The sequence below is a fragment of the Streptomyces daliensis genome (assembly GCF_054782395.1).
Map to the genome: position 1 here is coordinate 1 of NZ_BAAGSO010000005.1, position 20,970 is coordinate 20,970.

General features: G+C 69.3%; 19 protein-coding genes and 1 pseudogene. 16 read left to right on the plus strand and 4 right to left on the minus strand.

The window, feature by feature from the left end; genetic code table 11:
- Window positions 1–1,021, minus strand: a 1,021-nt coding sequence (locus ACYVOO_RS00745) for an EamA family transporter (protein WP_461013718.1), incomplete at its 3' end; no start/stop codon positions are given.
- A gap of 84 nt (window positions 1,022–1,105) precedes the next feature.
- Between ACYVOO_RS00745 and ACYVOO_RS00750 the strand changes: the two genes are divergently transcribed.
- Complete coding sequence (locus tag ACYVOO_RS00750; protein WP_461013719.1) at window positions 1,106–2,020, plus strand: LysR family transcriptional regulator; 915 nt, start codon at window positions 1,106–1,108, stop codon at window positions 2,018–2,020.
- 1,650 nt (window positions 2,021–3,670) lie between these two features.
- Here the strand turns inward: ACYVOO_RS00750 and ACYVOO_RS00755 are convergent.
- Window positions 3,671–4,570: a DUF4231 domain-containing protein gene (locus tag ACYVOO_RS00755; RefSeq protein WP_461013720.1), complete on the minus strand. Its 900-nt coding sequence runs from the start codon at window positions 4,568–4,570 to the stop codon at window positions 3,671–3,673.
- Window positions 4,571–5,051: 481 nt separating this feature from the next.
- Window positions 5,052–5,303 (minus strand): hypothetical protein, encoded by a 252-nt coding sequence (locus tag ACYVOO_RS00760; RefSeq protein ID WP_461013721.1) that lies wholly within the window; start codon window positions 5,301–5,303, stop codon window positions 5,052–5,054.
- Window positions 5,304–5,617: 314 nt separating this feature from the next.
- On the opposite strand from ACYVOO_RS00760, the gene ACYVOO_RS00765 reads away from it, so the two are divergent.
- Window positions 5,618–6,412, plus strand: coding sequence for an NUDIX domain-containing protein (locus tag ACYVOO_RS00765; protein ID WP_461013722.1), 795 nt, complete (start codon window positions 5,618–5,620; stop codon window positions 6,410–6,412).
- On the opposite strand, the gene ACYVOO_RS00770 is transcribed toward ACYVOO_RS00765, so the two are convergent.
- Window positions 6,396–7,496 carry an XRE family transcriptional regulator gene (locus ACYVOO_RS00770; protein ID WP_461013723.1) on the minus strand — a complete coding sequence of 367 codons (1,101 nt, stop codon included), beginning with the start codon at window positions 7,494–7,496 and terminating at the stop codon, window positions 6,396–6,398. The genes ACYVOO_RS00765 and ACYVOO_RS00770 overlap by 17 nt on opposite strands.
- Window positions 7,497–8,581: 1,085 nt before the next feature.
- On the opposite strand from ACYVOO_RS00770, the gene ACYVOO_RS00775 reads away from it, so the two are divergent.
- The 14 genes and pseudogenes from ACYVOO_RS00775 (at window position 8,582) to ACYVOO_RS00840 (ending at window position 20,961) form a co-directional block, all read left to right on the plus strand.
- Window positions 8,582–9,244 carry a GGDEF domain-containing protein gene (locus ACYVOO_RS00775; RefSeq protein WP_461013724.1) on the plus strand — a complete coding sequence of 221 codons (663 nt, stop codon included), beginning with the start codon at window positions 8,582–8,584 and terminating at the stop codon, window positions 9,242–9,244.
- Window positions 9,245–9,412: 168 nt separating this feature from the next.
- On the plus strand, window positions 9,413–9,715 hold the full coding sequence (locus tag ACYVOO_RS00780) for a hypothetical protein (RefSeq protein ID WP_461013725.1): 303 nt from the start codon (window positions 9,413–9,415) through the stop codon (window positions 9,713–9,715).
- Window positions 9,716–9,825: 110 nt separating this feature from the next.
- Window positions 9,826–10,053, plus strand: coding sequence for a DUF6284 family protein (locus ACYVOO_RS00785; protein WP_461013726.1), 228 nt, complete (start codon window positions 9,826–9,828; stop codon window positions 10,051–10,053).
- Entirely contained in the window at window positions 10,053–10,262 is a 210-nt protein-coding gene (locus ACYVOO_RS00790) for a hypothetical protein (protein ID WP_461013727.1), read from the plus strand. The genes ACYVOO_RS00785 and ACYVOO_RS00790 overlap by 1 nt, the downstream gene beginning before the upstream one ends.
- Window positions 10,253–11,962, plus strand: coding sequence for a hypothetical protein (locus tag ACYVOO_RS00795; RefSeq protein WP_461013728.1), 1,710 nt, complete (start codon window positions 10,253–10,255; stop codon window positions 11,960–11,962). Before ACYVOO_RS00790 ends, ACYVOO_RS00795 begins: the two co-directional genes overlap by 10 nt.
- Window positions 11,962–12,292: pseudogene (locus ACYVOO_RS00800) on the plus strand (RRQRL motif-containing zinc-binding protein). Before ACYVOO_RS00795 ends, ACYVOO_RS00800 begins: the two are co-directional and overlap by 1 nt.
- Before the next feature lie 114 nt (window positions 12,293–12,406).
- Complete coding sequence (locus ACYVOO_RS00805; protein WP_461013729.1) at window positions 12,407–14,353, plus strand: hypothetical protein; 1,947 nt, start codon at window positions 12,407–12,409, stop codon at window positions 14,351–14,353.
- Window positions 14,354–14,435: 82 nt separating this feature from the next.
- Window positions 14,436–16,634 (plus strand): hypothetical protein, encoded by a 2,199-nt coding sequence (locus tag ACYVOO_RS00810; protein ID WP_461013730.1) that lies wholly within the window; start codon window positions 14,436–14,438, stop codon window positions 16,632–16,634.
- Between the two features lie 223 nt (window positions 16,635–16,857).
- Complete coding sequence (locus tag ACYVOO_RS00815) at window positions 16,858–17,373, plus strand: hypothetical protein (RefSeq protein ID WP_461013731.1); 516 nt, start codon at window positions 16,858–16,860, stop codon at window positions 17,371–17,373.
- 10 nt (window positions 17,374–17,383) lie between these two features.
- On the plus strand, window positions 17,384–17,833 hold the full coding sequence (locus tag ACYVOO_RS00820) for a single-stranded DNA-binding protein (RefSeq protein WP_461013732.1): 450 nt from the start codon (window positions 17,384–17,386) through the stop codon (window positions 17,831–17,833).
- A gap of 83 nt (window positions 17,834–17,916) precedes the next feature.
- Entirely contained in the window at window positions 17,917–18,825 is a 909-nt protein-coding gene (locus ACYVOO_RS00825) for a bifunctional DNA primase/polymerase (protein WP_461013733.1), read from the plus strand.
- A gap of 370 nt (window positions 18,826–19,195) precedes the next feature.
- Window positions 19,196–20,440 (plus strand): DUF3631 domain-containing protein, encoded by a 1,245-nt coding sequence (locus ACYVOO_RS00830; RefSeq protein ID WP_461013734.1) that lies wholly within the window; start codon window positions 19,196–19,198, stop codon window positions 20,438–20,440.
- Window positions 20,441–20,597: 157 nt separating this feature from the next.
- Window positions 20,598–20,768, plus strand: a complete 171-nt coding sequence (locus tag ACYVOO_RS00835; protein WP_461013735.1) for a hypothetical protein — start codon at window positions 20,598–20,600, stop codon at window positions 20,766–20,768.
- Window position 20,769: 1 nt separating this feature from the next.
- Window positions 20,770–20,961 (plus strand): helix-turn-helix transcriptional regulator, encoded by a 192-nt coding sequence (locus ACYVOO_RS00840; protein ID WP_461013736.1) that lies wholly within the window; start codon window positions 20,770–20,772, stop codon window positions 20,959–20,961.
- Window positions 20,962–20,970 lie beyond the last annotated feature (9 nt).

Here is a 20,970-nt window from a genome sequence, read left to right on the forward strand (position 1 = left end):
CGGAACCGGAACCGGAACCGGAGCCGGAACCGGAGCCGGAGCCGGAGCCAGCGTCGGACCCCGTCACGGAACCGGAACCGGAGCCGGAACCGGGGGCGGGAGCGGTGTCGCGTCGGCCCGTACGGATCGCGCCGATACCGGCGATCACGACGCACACGACGCCGACCGCGGAGGCCGCACCCGGCACCTGACCCAGCGCGACGAGGCCGACGGCGAGGGCGATGGCCGGTTCCAGGCTCATCAGGGTGCCGAAGGCGGTGGTCGTCAGCCCGCGGAGGGCGAGGAACTCCAGGCTGAACGGGAGCACGGGGTGGAGCACGGCAAGACCCAGCCCGGTGAGGATCAACGGCCAGGTCAGCGCCCCTGCCAGCTCGCCTGGTCCGGCCACGAACGTGGCGACCAGCGCCGCGACGGGCATCGAGACCGCCAGTCCCTTCAGCCCGGTCACCTGGTCACCGACGCGCTGGGTCAGCAGGATGTACCCCGCCCAGCAGGCCGCGGCGGCGAGCGCGAACCCGACGCCCACGGGGTCGATGCCGCCGTGCCACGGCTCGGTGAGCAGCACCACCCCGACGGCGGCCAGCAGCGCCCACGCCCTGCGTCCGCGCCCACGCCCACGCCCGCCTCCCGCACCGAACATGGAGACGGCCAGCGGCCCGAGGAACTCCAGCGCGCTCGCCGTCCCCAGCGGAATACGGGCCACCGCGAGCATGAACAGCAGCATCAGCCCGCCCGTCACCACGCCGAGTGCCACGCACGCCAGCAGCCCGCGACGGGTGAAAGCGGAGGGTCCGGGCCGCACCAGTACCAGCAGCAGCACACCCGCCCACGCGAGGCGCAGCCACGCGGCGCCCAGCGGACCGAGCTGGTCGAAGAGCTGCACCGAGACGGCGAGCCCGAGCTGGATGCACGCCATGGACGCGACGGCCATGAGGGCACCGCTGCCGGGCCCGGACGAGGCGAAGACGGGACGAGGCCCCGAGGCCAGAGGTTCGGATCCCGGGGGAGAGAAGGAGGACATGACCCCGAGTAGACGATCTGCGAACCATCCCTGTCCACGTGCCGATCATGGACGGTCCGTCCACGATTGCTTAACAATGGAGCCATGGAAACGCGCCGTCTGGAGCTGCTGGCCGAACTGTCCCGGCTCGGCTCGATGCGTGCCGTCGCCGATGTGCTCCGCACCACCACGTCGACGGTCTCCCAGCAGCTCGCCGCCCTGTCCCGCGAGACGGGCACGGCGCTGACGGAGCCCGACGGGCGCGGGGTGCGGCTGACCCCCGCGGGCCGTCGGCTGGCCGAGCACGCGGTGACCATCCTGGCGGCGGTCGAGGCCGCCCGCCTCGACCTCGGCCCCGGCGCTGAGCCCAACGGCACGCTGCGGATCGCCGGGTTCAGCACGGCCATCCGTACGCATCTGCTGCCCGTCGTCGCCGAGCTGGCGGACAGCCACCCACAGGTGCGGGTCCTCATCCGCGAGCACGAACCCCCTGAAGCGCTCGCGGTGCTGGCCGCCGACGAGACGGACCTCGCGCTGACCTACGACTACAACCTCGCGCCCGCGCCCGCCGACCCCACCGTGAAGTCGACGCCGCTGTGGACAGCGGCATGGGGCCTGGGCGTCCCCGCGCACACGCCGTCTCCGTCGCCGTCGCCGTCGCCGTCGGAGAGCGCGGTGGAGGTCTTCGCCCGCTTCCGCGCACAGGACTGGATCGTCAACTCCCGCAACACGGCGGACGAGACGGTGGTCCGCACGATCGCTTCCATGGCCGGGTTCGACCCCCGTGTGACGCACCGGGCCGACAGCCTCGACCTGGTCCAGGACATGATCGCCGCTGGCCTCGGCGTCGGCCTCCTCCCCACGGACCACGCGGACCGCGCACCGTCCCCCAACGTCCGCCTCCTCCCCCTGACCGCCCCGCACGTCGAACTGCGCGCCTACGCCGTCACCCGCCACGGCCGCCTCAACTGGCCACCCCTCACCCTGGTCACCACCCGCCTCACGCCTCCCCCTCCGTGACCACGTCACGCGCCCTCGGCGGAGGTTGGCCACATGTCGGCCACACACGCTGGTCAACGGTGGGATCAGGTGGGACAGGCTGACACGCTCCGTAACGCAGAAGGGGTGCCCCGATTCGGGGCACCCCTTCTGACGTGCGGTGATGCTGACGTAATCAGCTACGCGGAGGCGGTGGGATTTGAACCCACGGTGACGGGTTACGCCACGACGGTTTTCAAGACCAGCCGCTCTGCGAGCCTTTGACCGCTACTGACCTGGCAATACGTGTGTCGTTGGGCGCCGGTCCCCCGCACCTTGGCCGCAGGTTGGCCGTGGAGTCCCAGTACGCGCACCCAGCCAACTGCTCTAGGCATCGTCCTAACCATGATTCTGAGGATCGTGCTCGCACGACTCTCGCGGTTCATAGCTTCCTGGGACGTCGTCACCCATCGCCTGCCAGAACGGAACGGCTTCCCGTTCGTGTCCTCCTAATGTGTGCCAGGCGACCCCTGGGTTGTCGGAGCGCAGCGCCGCTAGGCCAGCTCTGGCCAGACCGCAGCGCTGGTAGTCAGGTGCGGTATAAGGCCACTCCACCCACGCGCGGCAGCACCTATTGCAGACCCAGTACGTGACGGCGAACGCTTCCTCGTCGTGCAACTCGGCTGCTCGTACGCGCCAGCCGGTCCGCTCGAAGGGGCTGGCCTTACGGTCGATCCACGGCCCGGTGGAGCTGGACCGCTGGTCTGCGCCTCGCAAGAACCTTCGCCACTCTTTGGGCTCCCCTATGAACCGAGTCTCGTGCGCTCGATGTGCCAACTCCCGAGCTGCCGCTTGAGCATCATCATTCGAGTTCATGTCCTGGCTCTTCCCCAGCCAATGCGGCGGGAAGAGTCCCGCCCTATTCAACTTGCTCGCTTCGCGCGGCGGGGCATTCAGCCTACGGCACCTGCGTCCTCAAGGCTGTCGGATGCCTCCGCGAGCTTCCGGCGTCGCCCATTGAGCTGGGGAGACTACCGCTCGAACGTCCGTCGTTGTCCGTTAACCTCGGCCTTTCATGACGGTCTGCCGACGGAGTCGGCAGACCGTCATGAAAGGCCGAGGTTAATGCAGAGTCAAGGTGAAGCTCAAGAACCATATGGCGTGGTGGGCACTTCCCGTCGGGCTTCCTCGCGACGTGAAGCACTTGCCTTCGTGCGTGTCCGTGTGAGCCTGCCCGCATAGCTACATAGAAGTCGAACATCTCGGGCGTCAATCAAAAATCAAGCAGAGCCCTGAGCGTGCACTTGAAATGTTCGCAACTGTCATTGTTGAAACGCCAGAAACCGAGGACGCCGCGCGACGGGAAGAGGGTCCACCTATTCACCTGCTGCGATGACGGTTAAGCCGTCCGCCACGTCCATCCAGTGTCGCCTCGTCGTGGTGCAGTTGGCTCCCATCACGGGGTCCAGGAACGCCCATAAATCACCGCACCAGCCGCTGCCACGCTGCCAGCTCACCATCAGGTTAGGATTCCGAGGCACGGGCCCTAAATTTAGGATTCGCCGTGCGATCGGCGAAAGTTGAGACGCCAATCGGCTCATCTTCACACTGAAGTCAATCGACCTGCCAGAGCACCATTCATGGAAATTAGTCAAACTTCCTGAAATTCAATAGCCGGTCATCACCAGAACCTCACTCTGCCAGATCCGCTCTTGGCCTACGACCCGCTGCCCACATGGTGTGCTCTCGCGAGATCGCGGTTTCCGCCTGACTCACGAATTTAGCCCACTGGTCCGCATCTGCATTCTCCTCCAAGAGGGAAAGGATATGCCTGATCTCGCGAGCAGTCAGGCTGTATGCGGTTGCTTCTGTGTCGAGCCGGTGAGCCTGAAACCATGCTGTCATTCCCGCGACGCCTGCACTCACTACCCCCAAAAGGTCAATCGGAACAACACCATATGCCTTGAGCGTTCCCGCTATGATTCCTAGCAACTCTCCTGCTAGCGCACAGCTCCGCCACCTGCGAGAACCCTTATCACGAACTGTCGCCATACGTGAATACCAGTCGACCTGCTCCATCAGACGATTGGTTTTGTAGATTTCGATACGTTCAGCCCTACTGCTGCTGCGACATTGTTCCATCGCCTCATTCACATCAGTACCGGTGGAGACGTCTACGATCTCAAGCCCAAAGCTAATTTCTCGCAAACGACTAAGAAATAGCCTTCGAGCATCATTGGCCGACATGGATTCAGGAAAGGGATCGCCGCACACCGCATAACGCCAAGAAAGCGTCTTACAGGATTCCGCAGCAGCGCGACACTCATACCATCGTCGCTCATCCCGCTGCTGCTCAATATAAAGTCTGACGATGATCGAACCAATGAATGCTAGTGCAGCTAACGCCCCAGCCCAATCGATACCTTGGATATTAAACGTGGCTGCCCCGCACAAGGCTGCCAGAAACAACAGCAAAAGGCTTGCGCGCAGCTGTCCGAAGTAGCGGCGCTTCGAGCGGATGGAACCGGCATCAGCATCCTGAAAGAAAGGGGGAAGCTGATGCCAATTGAACCCTTGCGAGGGATTAATCATATATAACACCTTGGATGGGATGATTGCTCCGTCGGGCATCATACTGACTGGCGACCGGCTACAGGAACAGTACGAATCAGCAGATGCCTACCAGATGCCACTGATCTCGGAAAGGGCGCCTACCACTTCTGCGGTCCGCGTGGTGGGCCGACGTACAGCTCATCCGTACTCGACGATGCACCGGGCCAGAGGCAGCCAGCGGGGACGTCGGGGCGTACCACGAAGGCCCCCTTGCGTACTCCCTCGTTGAAAAATTTTCGCCTCGCCCTGGTAGATGCGGATTCGATATGCGATCTTCGCTGGCCCCGAAAGTGATGGTGCCGCAAGACACTCTCACCCTAGAATGGCGAGATGGCGAATGACTCTAAAGCCTGGACGCCGCACTGGGTAGGAAAAATTCCGCAACTTGAGATCGCAGCAATCGTTGCGAGAGTTCTCCACCGAAAACGGCAGGAATTTGGTGCGTGCGACGAGGCGAACCTCACCCAACCTCGTAGAATTCTTCTGCTTCCACAATGGAGCTGTCCACCCCCTCCGTCCCGTCCCAGCGCCCCAGCAGTAGCCGCTTCGTCACGTCCTCGTGGTCCAAGACGTCATCGATGTGGAAGAGCCGGTCCCCGATGCGCGCGACATCCCCGTGGCGCAGATGCTTACCCACCTTGGCGCCGACCTGACGAGGGAGCTTGAGGTGGAAGGGCTGGGCCCATTTGCGCCCCTGCTCGTCCCTCTTCACTCCTCGTCCTCTTCTGCCTGGTCGCCCTCGTCTTCGGGCTCCGAGATGATCTCGTTGTCGTAGAGGTTGTAGCCGTTGATCTCGTTCGGGTCGCCCATCTCCCGCTCCTTCGCCCCGGACCGCTGCACGGTCGCGTATTCAGGCTCAGCTCGGGCACACAGGTCGTCAAGAGGAACGCAGCGCAGCAACCACACACAACACGTTCGTGTCCGCCCGTACCACCGCAAGGGGCCACGGGCGGTGCCGGTGCCGTCCACCGCGGCCCGCAGTTACGCTGGCACGCACCAGCCGATGAACTGGAGAGTGCTCTGCAAATGGGTCCGAAGGCAACGGCCGCGTACAACGAGATCCGGGGATGGATCGACTCGGGTGAGCTGAAGCCAGGAGAGAAGCTGTCCAGCGAGCGCAAGCTCGAAGAGGTGCTGCCGGTCCGGCGCACCGTCCTGCGGCAGGTGCTGGCGCGTCTCGTCTCCGAGGGGCATCTGGAGGTTCACGGCCGCAGCTCGTATCGCGTCGCCGGAGGCGTCAGCACGCCCACGCCCGAAGGGCTGGAGCCGTGGAAGATCCACGGTGAGCGCAGTGTCTACGAGAACCGGTGGGTGAACCTCGACCTGGTCGACGTCGAGCCCCCTGGGGTTGAGCGCTTCGAGCACCACGTAGTCAGGCTTCACCACGTGGCCGTCGCCGCCGTCATCGACGACCAGGACCGCGTCCTGATGCTCTGGCGCTACCGCTTCGTCCCGCAGTCCTGGGGCTGGGAGCTGCCCGGTGGGATCGTGGACCCGGGCGAGAGCGCACAGGAAACGGCGCTGCGCGAGGTCGAAGAAGAGACCGGCTGGCGGCCGGAGGCCCTGGAGCACGTCGTCAGCTATCAGCCCATGGTCGGCATGGTCGACTCCCCGCACGACATCTTCGTCGGTCGCGGTGCGACGCGGGTCGGCGAGCCGACGGACCTCGAAGAGGCCGGACACGTCGAATGGGTCCCGCTCTCCGACATCCGGGGCCTGATGCGCCGCGGCGACCTCATGGGCTCGGGGACGCTCATCGCGCTGCTGCACGTGCTGGCCAACCGCGGCACCGGTGCCGGCGCTTCTACATCCGACCAGTGAGCAGGTCGATACGGCGCTGGTGACGAACGGACCCCGTGCGCTTCGCCAGCAGCCGGGCCTGCTGGAGATGCTGCCGCGCTTGGTCCCGCTCACCGCGTACGAGATGCGCGTGGGCCAAGTCGCAGCGCATCCCCGCCTGCGCCCGGACGAAGGTGGTGTCCACGGAGTCGAGCGCGGCGTACAGGCTGTCCACCGCCTCGTCGTCGCCCAGGAGCGCGAGCGCGTTGCCGCGCCACCGTGTCAGGTGGCCGTGGTTGAGGAAGATGCTCAGCATGTCCTCGTCCCGCGCTTCGTCGCCAGCCGGGAGGCAGGCGAAGGCCCGGTCCATCGCACGGCGGCAGTCGTCCGGCTGACCGGCCTTCGCGCACAGCTCGGCCTCGGCCGCGTGTAGCCACGCCTGGAGCCGGGGCGACAGCCGCTCCCCGCCGACCTCCCGCGCGTAGCGCACGAGCTTCACGGCGTCGGTGGGCCGCCCGGCCTCTCCGAGGACGTACGCCTGCTCGCCCATGGCGTGGACGAGGTACATCGGCGCGTCCGCTTCCTGCGCGGCCCGCTTCGCCAGCTCGTAGTTGCGCCACGCCCGTTCGACGTAGCCGCCGTCCAGGGCCTGCCACGCGGCGAGAGTCGCGGCCCCGGTCAGCGCGACCGCGACAGGACGACGCGTGTCGGGCAGCACCGCGAACGTCAGGGCCTCTTCGAGGGTCGCCAGGTGGCTGCCCATCTGATCGACCAGGCTGGCCGCGCCCAGTTGACGGTCCATGGTGCGCAGCAGCTCCGTCTGGTCCATGAACGCCTTCACCATGGACTGGCTGACGCTGCGCGCGGAGTCGATGCGGCTGAGCAGGTCGTCATAGCCGTCGGCGGAAGGCGGCAGGGTGGGCACCGATGCGAGCTGCTCGCCCCTCAACTCCTCGTCGGTGCAGCCCAGGAGCGCCCGCAGAATCCCCGCGTAGTGGTCGTTGATCTTGCGCTTGCCGTTCTCCCACTCGGAGACGTAGGTACGCAGGCTCGCCGTACCGGCGATCTCGCTCCCGTGCTGACGCGCGTACGCCTCGATGGCGTGGATGAGTCGTTCCTGCGACATCCCTCGCGCCCCGCGTGCAGCCCGCAGTCCGTTGGCCATCTGCCCCGCTCCCGGCAATAGGTGTCAGCGCCGCTCTCCCAGCATGCCGCACATAGCCGCAGGTCGTCAGGGGTTAACCGCATCCCTTAACCGCCCCGTCGTGAAGGCCGGTTGGCTACCGGCGCGCCTCGAATCGTCGTGTTCTGGATGCACGCCGCGGAGACGAGTCGGCCGGGGAAATCTCCGAACCGCTTGACTCTGGTGCGCACCAGATGCAGTCTTCTGGTGCGCACCAGTCGGGGCCTCGGCCCCGACGGCGCGTGCCGCTCAACGGTCTCCGGAGAACTCCTGACGGAGCTGGAGGTCGACGGGCGGGCTGTTCCTTGAGAACTGGAGATGCGTTCGTTGCGCCGGGTGACACGCCACGGGGGCCTTCCGTAAGGGGGGTGACCGAGGCCCCGAGGTCCGAAGGGTCTTCCGCGAGAGCGGAGGAAGGTGACCGGCGGAACGCCCACAGGGCGTGGCGGACGCATCCGATACGGCGCCCGGAGAGGCCAGAACATCTCCGGACGTGCGGCTGGTGGCCGCGTCGGGTGACACCGGCGCTGCCGTGCTGAGCGAGCGAAGCATCCCCGTACCCGAGTGATCGGGCAGACGGGCGCGAAGACCGAGGCAACTGGCCGTACGACGCGTAAGGGCGGCACACAGGCACCTGGAGAGGGCCTGTCGGAATGCCGCACCTGCGGGAGGCAGCCGGGGCCGATGCCCCCGATTGCCGCTCGTCATGCAGGCAGGGCACTCGCGGCCTTCTGGCCCGGATCTCCCTGCCCGCTTGATGAGTCCGCACATGCAGCGCGCCGTCCCGGGTGGCACCCCAGGACGGCGCTTTACAGGCCCTGAACTGGAGGAACCTGTGAGGAACAGCATGGCACGCGCCGCGTTCGCGGCGAACCCCACCGACTCCGACCCCGACATGGACGAGGCGCTGCGGCGCGTCCTGGCCGGGGGTGGTTCCCGGTGACGGCCGAGCAGCAGCGGCAGATGGAAGAAGACCTTCGGCGCCGCAACGAGCAGTCGCAGCAGGACGCAGCGGCCAAGGACACGCGATGAGCGGCCTGTTGACGGCCGCCGCAGCGGCGGGCCCCCTGGTGGCGGCGTGGAGCGCGCACACGGTGTTCATGCGGCGCCGTCTGGAGGCGGCCCGACGTGATCCGCTCACCGGACTGCACACCCGGCACGCCTTCGAGAAGCGGGCGGCCCGGATGCTGGGCCAGGGCCCATGCGCCGTCGTCGTGATCGACCTGGACGGCTTCAAGCAGGTCAACGACACCTTCGGGCACGCAGCCGGGGACACCGCGATCCGCGAGAGCGGGGCGTGGTTGAACGAATGGCTGACCGTCCACAGCCCCGGCACGGGGATGGCGGCGCGGTTGGGCGGGGACGAGTTCGCCCTCGTGGTGCCCGCCGCAGATCCTGTGACGCTGCGGTCGGCGCTGGCCACTCTGCACGAGTGGATGCGGGTTCCGATCGACCACCAGGGACAGCGGCTGTGCGTGGGCGCCTCCATCGGTGCCTGTGTCGTCGCCGGGAATCCGGCGCCAAAGCTGCCGGTCCTGCTGCGACGGGCAGACGAGGCGATGTACTCGGCCAAGCAGAACGGCGGCGGCGTCCACGTCACTGGCCAGCTCGCCCCCGAGCACGCGTCGGTCAACGGTCGACGCGACGGCCGGGACGGCGCCCACCACCGTGCCTCTTCTTCGTCGGGCTGATCTGCGCCTGACGGCTGCCTCCCTCGTCCGCACCGGCACGGTGCGGACGAGGTCGCAGGGAGCCGGACAGTCCCCGGCCCCACGCGCCGCCGGTGGCTCGTCCCGCCACCACTTCTCCGCGCCAGCGGCGGCGCGCTCCCCCGCTCTTCTCAGAACTGGAGATCCTTCGTGAGCACAGCTCCCCTGCGCCCGGCTCTTCTTCCCGCCTCCGCCTCGACCGTGACCACCCTCCGGTGCGCCGCCGCGCACTCGGAGGACCCCAGCCCGTGCGAGGGCGCCCACGCCGTGGTGCGCGTCGTGGACCAGCACGGCGACGAAGCGACGGGTTGCGTCCACCACGCCGCTCGCATGTACGCCTCGCTTGTCCGGCCGCGGGTCTACCCCTCGCCCGGTCACGGGGGCAAGGCCATCGAGGTCTACAAGCGCGCCGCCGCGCTGGCGCCCTTCGCCTGGGTCAACGCTGCCGCCTGAACCGCAGCTTCTTCCCCACGTTCTCCGCTGCTGCCGGTGGTCATCCCGCCACCGCTACGCCCACCGGCAGCGGCCTCTCCCTTCAGCCTTCTCACCACCGGAGAACCGCCATGAACCCGCTGGTCGCCGTGTCCGACCACGACGCCGTACCCACGGCCGCCGAACTGGCCGTCATCGCTGCGGAGATCGAGCTGCTGGACATCGACATCGCTCTGCTGGACAGGCCCGCCACGCGCTGGGACGAACGGCGTCGTCGACGGGCCCATCGTCGGCTGCTGGCTGCCCGTGCCGCTGTGGCGAACCATCACGACGCCCGAGACCCGAAGGAGGTCGTCTGATGCGCACGACCCGCCGTCACCACTACCTGTGCCCGCTGTGTGGCACGGGCCCCCGTCGTCACCCCCTCGGTGCGCTGCTGCGTTGGGGCTTCGTCCTGGGCGCCGTGACAGCGGTCGCCTTCGATCACCTCGGAGCGGCCCTCACCTTCGGCTTCCTCGCGTGGCTGGCCTTCAAGGCCCGCCCGGAGCGCCGTAGGCGGTGCTGGTGATGGGCCTCGATCTGCACGACGCGGTCAGCGCGTTGCCCGACTGGTGGCCGCTGGCCGCCACCGGCCTCGTGCTGGCCGCGCTGATCGCCACGCACCTGGCGGCACGGCGCTCACGATGGCTGTCCGGGATCGGGCCGCAGGCCGTGGTCGCCCTGGGCGGCGTGGCCGTCTCCGTGCACGGGCTGTGGGGCTTCGCGGGTGAGACCGCGAAGCTCCCGCCCGTGCTGGCCGTCGCCTTCATCGCCGTGTTCGACGCTGCGGAGATGACGCTGCTGGTCATGCTCTACCGCGCCGCCGACCCGAAGGCCGGGTGGACGCGGGAGCTGCGGCTGATGCACCGCACCACCTGGACGCTCGTCGCCTTCTCCGCCGCGATGAACGCCGTCCACGCCCCGAACTGGTGGTCGCGGCCGGTCCTGGCCGCCATTCCGGCGCTGGCCACCTGGCTCATCGAGCTGCAACTGCGCGCCAAGCTCGGCACCCGCGCCAACGGTGAGGACGGCGAAGAGGACACCGCCAGGCCGGGCCCCGCCCGGTTGCTGGCCCTGGTCTGGCAGCACGGCTGGGCAGCGCTGTTCGCCCTCCTGGGGCTCGACGCCCGCTCGTCCTCGTCCGCCATCGCGCGGGCCGCGATGGCGCAGAAGGCCGCACACCGCGTCTACCGCCTGCGCACCGTCTTGGAGGCGGCTGACGTGCGGCAAGACGCGTCTGCCCGTGCGGCTGAACGGACACGGCGGCGGATCGTCCGACGCCGACGCCGGGCGCAGAAGGCGTTGGACCGCGCGGAGGTGGCCACCGACACCGGCCAGGCTCTCGCCGTGGTGCGCCGCCTGGCCGCCCTCACCCGGGCCGACGAGGTCGCCCTGCTGGACTACACCGACCCTCCGGCCGTGCTGGCCCTCATCGAGGGGCTGGCGGTCACGCCTGCCGCCGACCGCCACGCCGCCTCTGTCCGAGCGGCGGAGGCCGAGGACGCGCGGGAGCGCGCGGAAGCCGCGCTTCGGGAAGCCGAGACCGCGCGGCAGCGCGCGGCGGATGAGCTGGCCGCCGCGCGGACGGAGCTGGAAGAGACCACCGCGCAGCGCGAGCGGACGAGCGAGCAACTGCGCACCCTCCAGCGTGAAGCGGAGGATGCGCGACAGCGCGCGGCGGACGCGCGGCGCGAGGAGCAGGACGCGCGGCAGCGCGCGGACGCCTCTCTCGCCGCCGTACGGGAGCAGACAGGGCAGGCCGAACACCGCGCTCGCGAGGTCCTGGAGGGAATCGAGCAGGCGACGGTCGAGCGTCGCCAGGCGCTGGAGGAACTGGGCTCCCGAGCCGAGGAGGTCCGGCGTGAGGTCAGTGCCCGGGAGCAGGCGTTGCGGCAGCTCACCAGCGAAGTACGTGAAGCCCTGACCCTGCGGGACCGCCTTCGCGGTGACCTCGTCCCCCTGTCCGAGGGCGCCCCCGACGCGGCGCTGTCCGGTGAAGGGCCGCTGTTCCGGTCGCAGGCCAAGCAGTCCGGCTGGCAGCACTATCTCGCCGCGCTGGCCGCCTCCGGCGGGCAGGTGGAACCAGCCGCCTCTGAGCTGGCGGAGCGGTTCGGAATCGATGCCGGCAACGCCCGCAACTGGCTGCGCGACTTCCGTACCGCGCGTGCCGCGCAGCTCGCCGCGCAGCCGCGCGGTGACGAAGCCCTGGCCGAAGCGCGCGTCGGCTGATGTTCGGCCACGATCCGACCGGCGCCATCTACGGTCTTCCCTCGTACCCCTGGCGCCTGGCCCCGGAAGGGCTGGCCACGCGTCGGCAGTTACGGGCCCGTGGCTTACGTCCGGGTGGGCAGGAGGCCGTCGCGCAGGTGATGCGCGGACGTCGACGGCGCGAAGCCGGTCCGGCCCATGACACCTGCCCGCACTGCGGCGCTGGCCAAGGCGATGCTCGCGCGGCGTACCTGCCCGCAGTGCCGCACGGACGCGGGCTACTGCATCCCCACTTCGCTCGGAATCTGTGTCTCCTGCGCCTATCCGGACGCGGTCTCGCGCGCCGCCTGAACCCACATCTGCTGTTACTCCCGCCCGGGGCTGCGGTCATCCCGCCATCCGATCGCCCGTCGCCCCGGGTGCCTTCTCTACCAGCCCTTCTCACTGAAGCTGGAGCCCCTGCCTATGACCGACACCGACACGGTGCCCTTCGCCGGAGCGCAGGCCCCACCCGCACCGCACCCCACGACCACGAAGCCGTACGCCAAGACGGGCAAGTCGAGCGAGACGCCACCGGCAGACAAGCCGAACGCACGGCAGCAGACGCAGGAACCGACGGAGACGCTGGGAGGGGTCCTGGCGCCCGGCGGCATCCTCACCGGTGTGATCGGGCTGTGCTGGCTCATCCATCAGTTCGGCCTCTCCGCCGTCGTTCTCGGACTGATCACCTGCGCTGCCGTGGCCGTCGGCACGGTGACGGCAGTGTCCCGACGCCGTACGCGGCGCCCCGGCCGACTCGGCTCCTCCCCAGGCCGGGCGCGTTCTCCCGGCACAGGATCGGGCCGGAGCGGGGGCGGCTTGCGCGGGAGCCGTGCGGGATCACGCACCGGCTCCCGCAATGGGACGTCCTCGCCGCGTTCTTCGGCTGCCAAGCCCGGTCGACGGACGACAGGCGCCGATACGGGCGGACCCGCCGCCTCTCGGAAGCCCTCGGGGCTGAGCGGAGCGAAGAACAGGCCCGCCGCTGCCGGTCGGCTCAACGCCGCACCTCAGCGGCCCGGCGGACCGGGACAGTCCGGCGCTCTGGGCCGCAACGCCGCAGCCACCGGCGGCACTGGCCGCCGCTTGCCCCGCAGCACGAAGCCCGCAGCGGCGGGAGCCAGGACGGGCTCGGGGCAGTTGCCCCGCCCCGGTAGCGGCTCCAAGGCCAGCAGCGGCCTGGGCAGGCTCGGGAAGCACCCGAACCGTAAGCACGCTGGCGGTACGTCCGGCCGTGGTCCTGGAAGCGGAGCGAAGGGCGCGGGGAGGAGCGCGGACATGAAGGGGCAGGGCAAGGACACCTCGCCCCGCGCCGCGACTTCTCCGCTCTCCTCCAAGGCCCGCAAGAGCGCGAAGAAGCTGGGCAAGGCTGCTCTCGGTAACCGGGACCAGGACGCCGCCACCACCCCCGATCCCCGCAAGTTGAAGGCTCAGCCGAAGAAGAGCCGGAAGGGCGAGAAGGCCGGGAAGCCGGGGAAAAGCGGGAAGAAGAAGCGGCGGTCCGCGACCTCGCGTCCCGCGCCGATGAGCATGGCGCGACGCGGTTCGTACTGGGCCGGACGCAAGCTGCGCAAGCACACCAGCGCGCTGACCCGGCAACGCCTCCGCCAGGCCGCGGCCCCGCTCCGGATGGCCGCGCGTGCGGCGCGACGCTACGGCTCCCCGCTGCTGGCACGGGCATGGCGGTACGGCACTCGCGGAGTGCTGAACGCGCACATGGCCTTGGGCTCGGTGCGCTACAGCACGATCGGGCCGAACTGGCTGCGCCCGCTCAGTCGGGTCTTCCACACCCTGACCACGCCCGCCGCGCGCGTCCTCGCGTGGGCGGGAACGCTGGGCTGGCTGAACCGCTGGATGTACCAGCACACCAGCGGCGGCTCCCCGGCCTCAGCCGCCGCGTCGCCGACGGCCCCGCACCGGCGCCGTACCCGCTCCGCTGGAGCGTCGCACCGGCCCATCTCCCACCCCGGAAAGATCACCGCCCCTGCCTCGAAGGGAGTCCCCGTGGGCTCGATCGAACACACGATGCCGCTGCGCTACGCGGCCGAGACCGTCCGCAACGCGGGCGCCATGATGGTGCTGAATCCCGCCGACAACATGGTCGGCTACGAGTCGGTGATGCACGCCCTCACGGATGTGCAGAACGCGATCGGTGACGTGATCCGCATGGCCGCCATGAGCAGCCGCGAGAACTTCAAGGTCAACGCCGCCATTCCCGAGGCGTACGACGACACCTCCGTCTACGCGTACGCGCTGGCCGGACGGCTGGAGTCCATTCCGACCCTGTACCGGATCATCCACGCCGAGCAGATCGACAACATCGAGAACCCCACCCCGCAGGGCGCCAAGTGGGACCAGTCCGCCAACAACTGATCGCGCGCGGGCGGGCCCGGCTTCCTGCCGGGCCCGCCCCGTCCTCGGTCCTCCCGGCTCAACCACGACGAATGGAGAGTTCATGCTGAGCCGACCCCGCTCCCACGAGCCGATCCCCTGGCGGCACGGCGTCATCTCCACGCCGTTGTTCACATCCGCCACCCTCTACGCTGGCGGGCTCGGACTCGGACTGGCCCAGGAGGCCGGGACCGTCCTGCCCCTGGGCTGGATCGGTATCGGCTCGCTGTCCGGGATCGCCGCCGCCGCAGTCTCCCGGTGGCTGCGTACCGGCGGGCAGCACCCGGCCCGACGCTGGTTCCACACCGGCTTCACCGCCGCGTGGACCACTGCGGCGGGCGCGTGGTTCAACTTCACCGCCCACCACACGCCCTGGACGCTCGCCTCTGCCTCAGCCCTCGCTACGGTGACGGCCGCGCTCACGCCGTTCTACGCGATCGACCGCAGCCTCCGGGCCGACGAGATCGCCAACCAGTGGGCGGCCGAAGCGGGCGCCGCCACCGGCGACGCCGTCGCATGGGCGCGGCTCTTCGACGAGGCCGGGGCGCGCGGCGTCCAGGTGGGCAAGTCGGTCCCCACTCGCGGCGGCTACAAGCTGCACCTGCGCCTGACCGAGACCACCGCCAAGCAGTTGCTCGTGCTGCTGCCCACGCTGGAGGTCCGCAAGGGCGACCTGCGCACAGGCTCTCTGCGTCTGGAGCCCACCCCGCAGGCATCCGAGGCGTGGCTGCACGTGTCCACCCGAAACGTGCTTGCCGAGACCATCGACCTGCCCGCCGACGACCACCCGCTGACCATCCGCGAGCCGCTGACGCTCGGGCTGCTGGAGTCGGGGGAGCCCATCGAGATCCTGTTCCGGCAGAACTCGATCCTGGTCGCGGGCATGAAGGGCTCGGGCAAGAGCGTCCTGCTGCACGTCCTGATCTCCCTGCTCACGCGCTGCACCGACGCGGTGATCTGGATGATCGACATGGCCCAGGGCAACACCGCCAAGAGGTGGCTCCGTCCCTGGGCACAGCAGTGGAAGGACGTCGACGGGAATCTGATCGACCGCCCCATCCTGGACTGGGTCGCCACCAGCCCCGGTGAAGCTGTCCGGCTGCTGAACGCCGCCTTGGCCATCGCGGACGGACGCGCGGGACGCATGAAGGGCGGCAAGATCCAGCCCAAGCCGGAGGAGCCCGCCGTCATCGTGCTCTCCGACGAGAACTCGGACCTGATGGCCTGGACTCCGGAGGCGCTCAAGGCCAAGACGCGGCTGCTGAAGAAGGGCCGCAAGGCCGCTGTCGACGTGGTGGACGCCGTCCAGCGCGGTACCGGGCCCAACACCGGTGGCGGGGAGATCGCGAGCCAGTACGACACCGTCATCGGCATGCGGTTCCGGCAGAAGGCGGAAGGACAGTTCGTCTTCCCCGACTACTACCAGCAGGTCAACCTCGCCGAACTCCCCAATCAGGGCTGCCTTTACCTGCTGGACGCCGACCGCGCCCAGGCCGGAGGCGTCGGGCCGGAGCGGGGCAAGGTCTACTTCGCCAACGACGAGGACGAGCACGAGGACGGCTCCCCGCGCGAGGACATCGAGCAGCTCGCCGCTGCCCGCTGGGACATCCGGCCCGACCTGGACGAGACCGCTCAGGCAGACGCCGCTCCTTTCGGCTACCACGAGCGCTGGTCGGACCCGCAGCGCATCGCGTGGCTCCTGGACTCGCTGCACCTACCGACCGCCGACGGCGCCCAGCGTCCCGCGTCCGAGTCGTCTCCGCCGCCCGCTCCGGGGACGGAGACGGAGGTCGGCGGTATCGGCACCCTCACTCCGATGCGGTCCTTCGACTACTACCTCGACAAGGCCAAGAACCCGCAGCCTGATGAGGACGAGCCGGAGGGCCAGCCTTCTCCGTCCGAACCGAGCCCGCCGCCGAACTCGGCGCAGCCGGAGCCGGTGAGCCAGGACGATCCGCGTACGGCGAAGGCCATCGCGGACGCCCTCGCCGAGTTCGAGCGCATCACGGAGCAGGCCGCCGAAGAGGCCGCCGAGGACGAGCAGGCGCCGCCTGCCGCTCCTGGGCCGGAGTGGCTGCCCCGGGCAGTCGACGCGATCGAGTCCGCCGGAGCGATGGGCATGAAGCCCGCCGCGATCGCCGACTTGGTCGGGCGCGATCGGAAGACGGTCCGCGAAGCGCTGAAGGCCGCTGCCGAGCGCGGTGAACTCGCGTACCGGGACCGTGGACCGCACTCCGTCTACGTCCACCCCGACCACATCTGACCATCACACTCAGTTACTGGATAGTGGGTAGTGGGGCGACACCCCACTACCCACTAGCACCCTGTCACAGCGCCCCCGTGACGGAATGAACAGGGGCCCTCACTGGGCGCCCCCACTACCCACTACCCGGTACTCACTACCCACTACAGCTACACAACGTGACCATCGTGCGGGTGGCTCTCCAGCTCACAGGAGGGCCACCCGCCGCCTTTGGAGGCGCATTGTGGAGACCCCCGACGAGATCACCACCCTGATCCGTACCGACCACCAGCAGCCCTACACCGCCTCGCCCGTGGTGCCCGCAATCCCACCCCAGGCCGTGCCCGTCGCCGCGATCCTGCCGAACGGACAGCGCGCCGCCGCCTACCTTCGCCCCGACCAGATCGCCGCTCTCGTCACCGCGCAGCAGCCCGAGTCTCCGGCGCCGGACCAGTCGCCGATCGACACCCGCATCTCCGGCCGGGCCAAGGGCGCGGCCCTCATCGCCCTCGCGAGCGGCGTCGGCACGGGCGCCGCCACGGCGGGGATCGGCTACGGCGCCGGTCTTCTCGCCCAAGCCTCCGAAGGGCTGATGACTGCGGCTCTCGCCCTGGCCATCGCCACGGGCTCCCTCACCGGCGCGCTGCTCTTCGTCCGCTTCTTCTTCGGCGTCCGCCGGTCCACCCAGACCACCCACATCACTCAACACAACGTCGCCACCGGCTTCTTCGGCCGCGCTGGCGGAACGATTCACCACTAAGGAGACCCCCATGGCCATGGGAGAAACCCCCATCACCGTGATCGGCAACCTCACCTCCGACCCGGAGCTGCGCTTCACCCCGTCCGGGGCCGCGCTGGCGAAGTTCACGGTCGCCTCGACCCCGCGCACCTTCGACCGCGAGAGCAACCAGTACAAGGACGGCACCGCGATGTTCCTGCGCTGCTCGGCCTGGCGGCAGTTGGCCGAGCACATCGCTGACTCCCTGGGCAAGGGATCGCGCGTCATCGTCAACGGCCGACTGCGGCAGTTCGACTGGGAGACCGACCAGGGCGAGAACCGCTCGATGCTCACCCTCGAAGTCGACGACATCGGCCCATCGCTCCGGTTCGCCACCGCCAAGACGCAGAAGCGCCAGTCCAACGGATCCACGGGCAACGGCGCTGCCCAGGACCCGTGGAACGCGAGCGCCAAGCAGCAGGGCGAAGAGCCCCCGTTCTGATCACGCCCGGAGGCGACGGTCATCCCGCCAAGGCGCCCGCCGCCTCCGGCCTCCGGCCCTTCTCAGAACTGGAGACCTCCATCATGACCCAACCCGTCACCACGACGGACACTTTTGCGGCACGCGCGGCACTGGCCGCAGCCGAGCGCGGCTGGCACGTCTTCCCTCTCCGCCCCGGCGCCAAGATCCCTGCCGGACACCGCGAGGACCTGTGCCCCCGTACGGGCCGCTGCGCCAACGGGCACCTCAAGCCCGAGCAGCGCGCCACCACCGATCCCGACCTGATCCGGCAGTGCTGGAACCGCCGCCCGTACGGGATCGGCATCGCCACCGGCCCCTCCGGACTGGCCGTCATCGACCTCGACGTCGCCAAGGAGAACAAGAAGGACGCGCCTGACGGCGCGACGACCTTCCAGGCGCTCTGCGAGCGCGCCGGACAGTCAGCGCCCGCGACCTTCACGGTGCGGACCCCGAGCGGTGGGTTGCACCTGTACTACGCCGCCCCCGTCGACGTACGTCTGCACAACACCCAGCGCAAGCTGGGCCCTGGGATCGACACCCGCGCTTGGGGCGGCTACGTGGTCGCCCCGGGCACCGCCGTCAACGGCCAGTCCTACCGCCCGTTGGATCAGGACGCGCCTGTCGCCCCACTCCCTTCGTGGCTTCGGGACCAGCTCGTACCCGCGCCGCGAATCTCTCCGGCCGCCCCGAACCCTGCGCGGTCGGGGAGCAGGTGCGCGGACGCCGTGCTGGAGCGGGAGACGGCGGCTGTAGCCGCCGCGCAAGAGGGAGGCCGGGAAGCCGAGCTGTTCCGGGCCGCACGCGCCATGGGTCGCTTCGTCGCCTGGGGCGACATCTCCCGTGACGTGGTCGAAGAGGCTTTTCAGAAGGCTGGAGAGTCCACGGGGCTGCCCGCTTCCCAGTGCCGCGCCACCCTGCGCAGCGCCCTGAACTGGTCCATCCGCACGTGTAGGCCGCGGGGGACAGCATGAGCCGGACATCCCCCTCTGAAAAGCCTGCTCACCTCGTTCCGGGCCCGGCTCGCCGCTCCTCAGCCGCCCCTCAGCACCGGCCGACGGCCAAGCCGTCGGCCGAAGGCCGTCCTTCTTCTCCACTCGGCACGAGCCGCAGCGCGCCCTCGGGCGCCCCGGACAGCGCGCCGTCCTGGGCAGGACTGCACCTCATCGCGCCGCCCTCGTATCGGGCGGTCCCCTCCGCGACCGCGCTGTGCCCGTGCGGGGAGCTATGGCACGCCCGAGGCCGAGCCGACGTGCTCGCGCTCATCGACACCTACACCACCCACCGCGCCGCGTGCACCGGCCCTCCGCCGATCACGACGGCAACCGACCGCAGGAGCGCCGCATGAACACACCCCCACCCAGCGCCATCGACGGGGCCGCGCTGCTCGCAGAGGTCGAACACTTCCACCGCCGCTTCAACGTCTTCCCGACTGACGCCGCCTACGTGGCCGTAGCCCTGTGGGACGCGCACGCCCACCTGATCGACGCCTTCGACGGCACAGCGCGCCTGGCCTTCCTCTCGCCTGAACCCGGGTCCGGGAAGTCCCGTGCCCTGGAGATCGTAGAAACGCTCACTCCCCAGGCCGAGATTCTCGTGAACGCGTCCGCCAACGCCCTCTTCCGGCTGGTCGAAGGAACCGAGGGCACGCCGACGCTCCTCTTCGATGAGATCGACACCGTCTTCGGTCCGAAGGCCGGGGACAACGAGCCGGTTCGCGGCTTCCTCAACTCCGGCTACCGGCGGGGAGCGAAGTCGCTGCGCTGCGTCGGGGACGGTGCCAACCAGACCGCCGGGTGGTTCTCCTCTTTCTGCGCGGTCGCCATGGCGGGGCTCGGCTCGCTTCCCGACACGATCCTGACTCGCTCGATCATCATCCGCATGCGCAAGCGGGCCCCCAACGAAAAGGTGGAGCCCTACCGCCTGCGTCTCCACGAGAAGCAGGGGCACGCGCTCCGGGACCAGCTCGCGCAGTGGGCGGACCAGGTGCGCGACCAAGTGGCCGACGCCTGGCCGGAGATGCCCGAAGGCGTCTCCGACCGACCCGCCGACGTGTGGGAACCGCTGCTCGCGGTCGCGGATGCCGCTGGCGGGGAGTGGCCCGCGCGAGGCCGCGCCGCCTGCCTGGAGCTGGTGACCGCCGCTCAGGACGGCGACGAAGCTTCCCTCGGCATCCGGCTCCTCACTGATCTGCGCGATTCCGTGTTCTGCGGGGCCGACCGCATGCCTACCGCCGTCATCCTCGAATGCCTGCTGGGCATGGACGACGCGCCATGGGCCGACCTGGACGACAAGCCGCTCAGCCCGCGCAGTCTGGCCAAGCTGCTCGGGCAGTACGTCACCCCCGCCAACAAGCCCATCAAGCCCCGGGGCATTCGCACGCCCTCGGGCTTCCCGAAGGGCTACTACGCGGAAGACCTGGCGGATGCCTGGGCGCGCTACTGCCCCCCTCCCCCTGAGAAGTCCGCAACATCCGCCACGTCCGCCACACCGCAGGTCAGCGATGGTGAACCCGTGGCGGAGACCCCGTCCGAGTCCCGCCACGCACCGGCGGGAGCCGACACGCACCCGCTGACTCTCGTGCGCTGACCAGCCCCGCAGCCGAGCGACGCCAGGGCACCGCAGCGCCCCGGCGTGGCGGCTCCTATCCGCCACAGATCCGCCATCCGCCACGCAAGCACGCCTCTGACCTGCGCTGTGGCGGCGTGGCGGACGTGGCGGATTTCCCAGAAGGGTCCACGGACACATGCGCATCCGCCTCCAAGGCACCGAGGACGAGTGCCGACGCATCGCCGAGACCATCGCCACCGTCCTCGACGTACTGGAAATCAGCCACCCCTACCCCAACCGACCCCCGAGTCGTCTCGTACGCCTCTACCTGACCGTGCAGCCGCCCGCCCCGGAGAAGGAGGTATGACATGCCCCGCACTCGCCAGATGCTCAAGCTCCCCGAAGTCCTCGAAGAGATCGAGATGAGCCGCGCCGCCTTCTACCGCATGCGCGCTCGCGGCCAAGCCCCCAAGCTCCACAAGCTCCCCAACGGCCAGCTCCGCGTGCGTCGCGCTGACCTGGACGCTTGGTGGGACTCCTGCGGAGACGCAGCCGCCTGACCAACAACC

What these genes read in the sequence shown, in the direction of transcription:
- ACYVOO_RS00750 (WP_461013719.1), top strand. Translation starts at nt 1,106, where the DNA reads ATGGAAACGCGCCGTCTGGAGCTGCTGGCCGAACTGTCCCGGCTCGGC.
- ACYVOO_RS00755 (WP_461013720.1), bottom strand. Translation starts at nt 4,570, where the DNA reads ATGATTAATCCCTCGCAAGGGTTCAATTGGCATCAGCTTCCCCCTTTC.
- ACYVOO_RS00765 (WP_461013722.1), top strand. Translation starts at nt 5,618, where the DNA reads ATGGGTCCGAAGGCAACGGCCGCGTACAACGAGATCCGGGGATGGATC.
- ACYVOO_RS00770 (WP_461013723.1), bottom strand. Translation starts at nt 7,496, where the DNA reads ATGTCGCAGGAACGACTCATCCACGCCATCGAGGCGTACGCGCGTCAG.
- ACYVOO_RS00775 (WP_461013724.1), top strand. Translation starts at nt 8,582, where the DNA reads ATGAGCGGCCTGTTGACGGCCGCCGCAGCGGCGGGCCCCCTGGTGGCG.
- ACYVOO_RS00785 (WP_461013726.1), top strand. Translation starts at nt 9,826, where the DNA reads ATGAACCCGCTGGTCGCCGTGTCCGACCACGACGCCGTACCCACGGCC.
- ACYVOO_RS00790 (WP_461013727.1), top strand. Translation starts at nt 10,053, where the DNA reads ATGCGCACGACCCGCCGTCACCACTACCTGTGCCCGCTGTGTGGCACG.
- ACYVOO_RS00805 (WP_461013729.1), top strand. Translation starts at nt 12,407, where the DNA reads ATGACCGACACCGACACGGTGCCCTTCGCCGGAGCGCAGGCCCCACCC.
- ACYVOO_RS00810 (WP_461013730.1), top strand. Translation starts at nt 14,436, where the DNA reads ATGCTGAGCCGACCCCGCTCCCACGAGCCGATCCCCTGGCGGCACGGC.
- ACYVOO_RS00820 (WP_461013732.1), top strand. Translation starts at nt 17,384, where the DNA reads ATGGCCATGGGAGAAACCCCCATCACCGTGATCGGCAACCTCACCTCC.
- ACYVOO_RS00825 (WP_461013733.1), top strand. Translation starts at nt 17,917, where the DNA reads ATGACCCAACCCGTCACCACGACGGACACTTTTGCGGCACGCGCGGCA.
- ACYVOO_RS00830 (WP_461013734.1), top strand. Translation starts at nt 19,196, where the DNA reads ATGAACACACCCCCACCCAGCGCCATCGACGGGGCCGCGCTGCTCGCA.
- ACYVOO_RS00835 (WP_461013735.1), top strand. Translation starts at nt 20,598, where the DNA reads ATGCGCATCCGCCTCCAAGGCACCGAGGACGAGTGCCGACGCATCGCC.
- ACYVOO_RS00840 (WP_461013736.1), top strand. Translation starts at nt 20,770, where the DNA reads ATGCCCCGCACTCGCCAGATGCTCAAGCTCCCCGAAGTCCTCGAAGAG.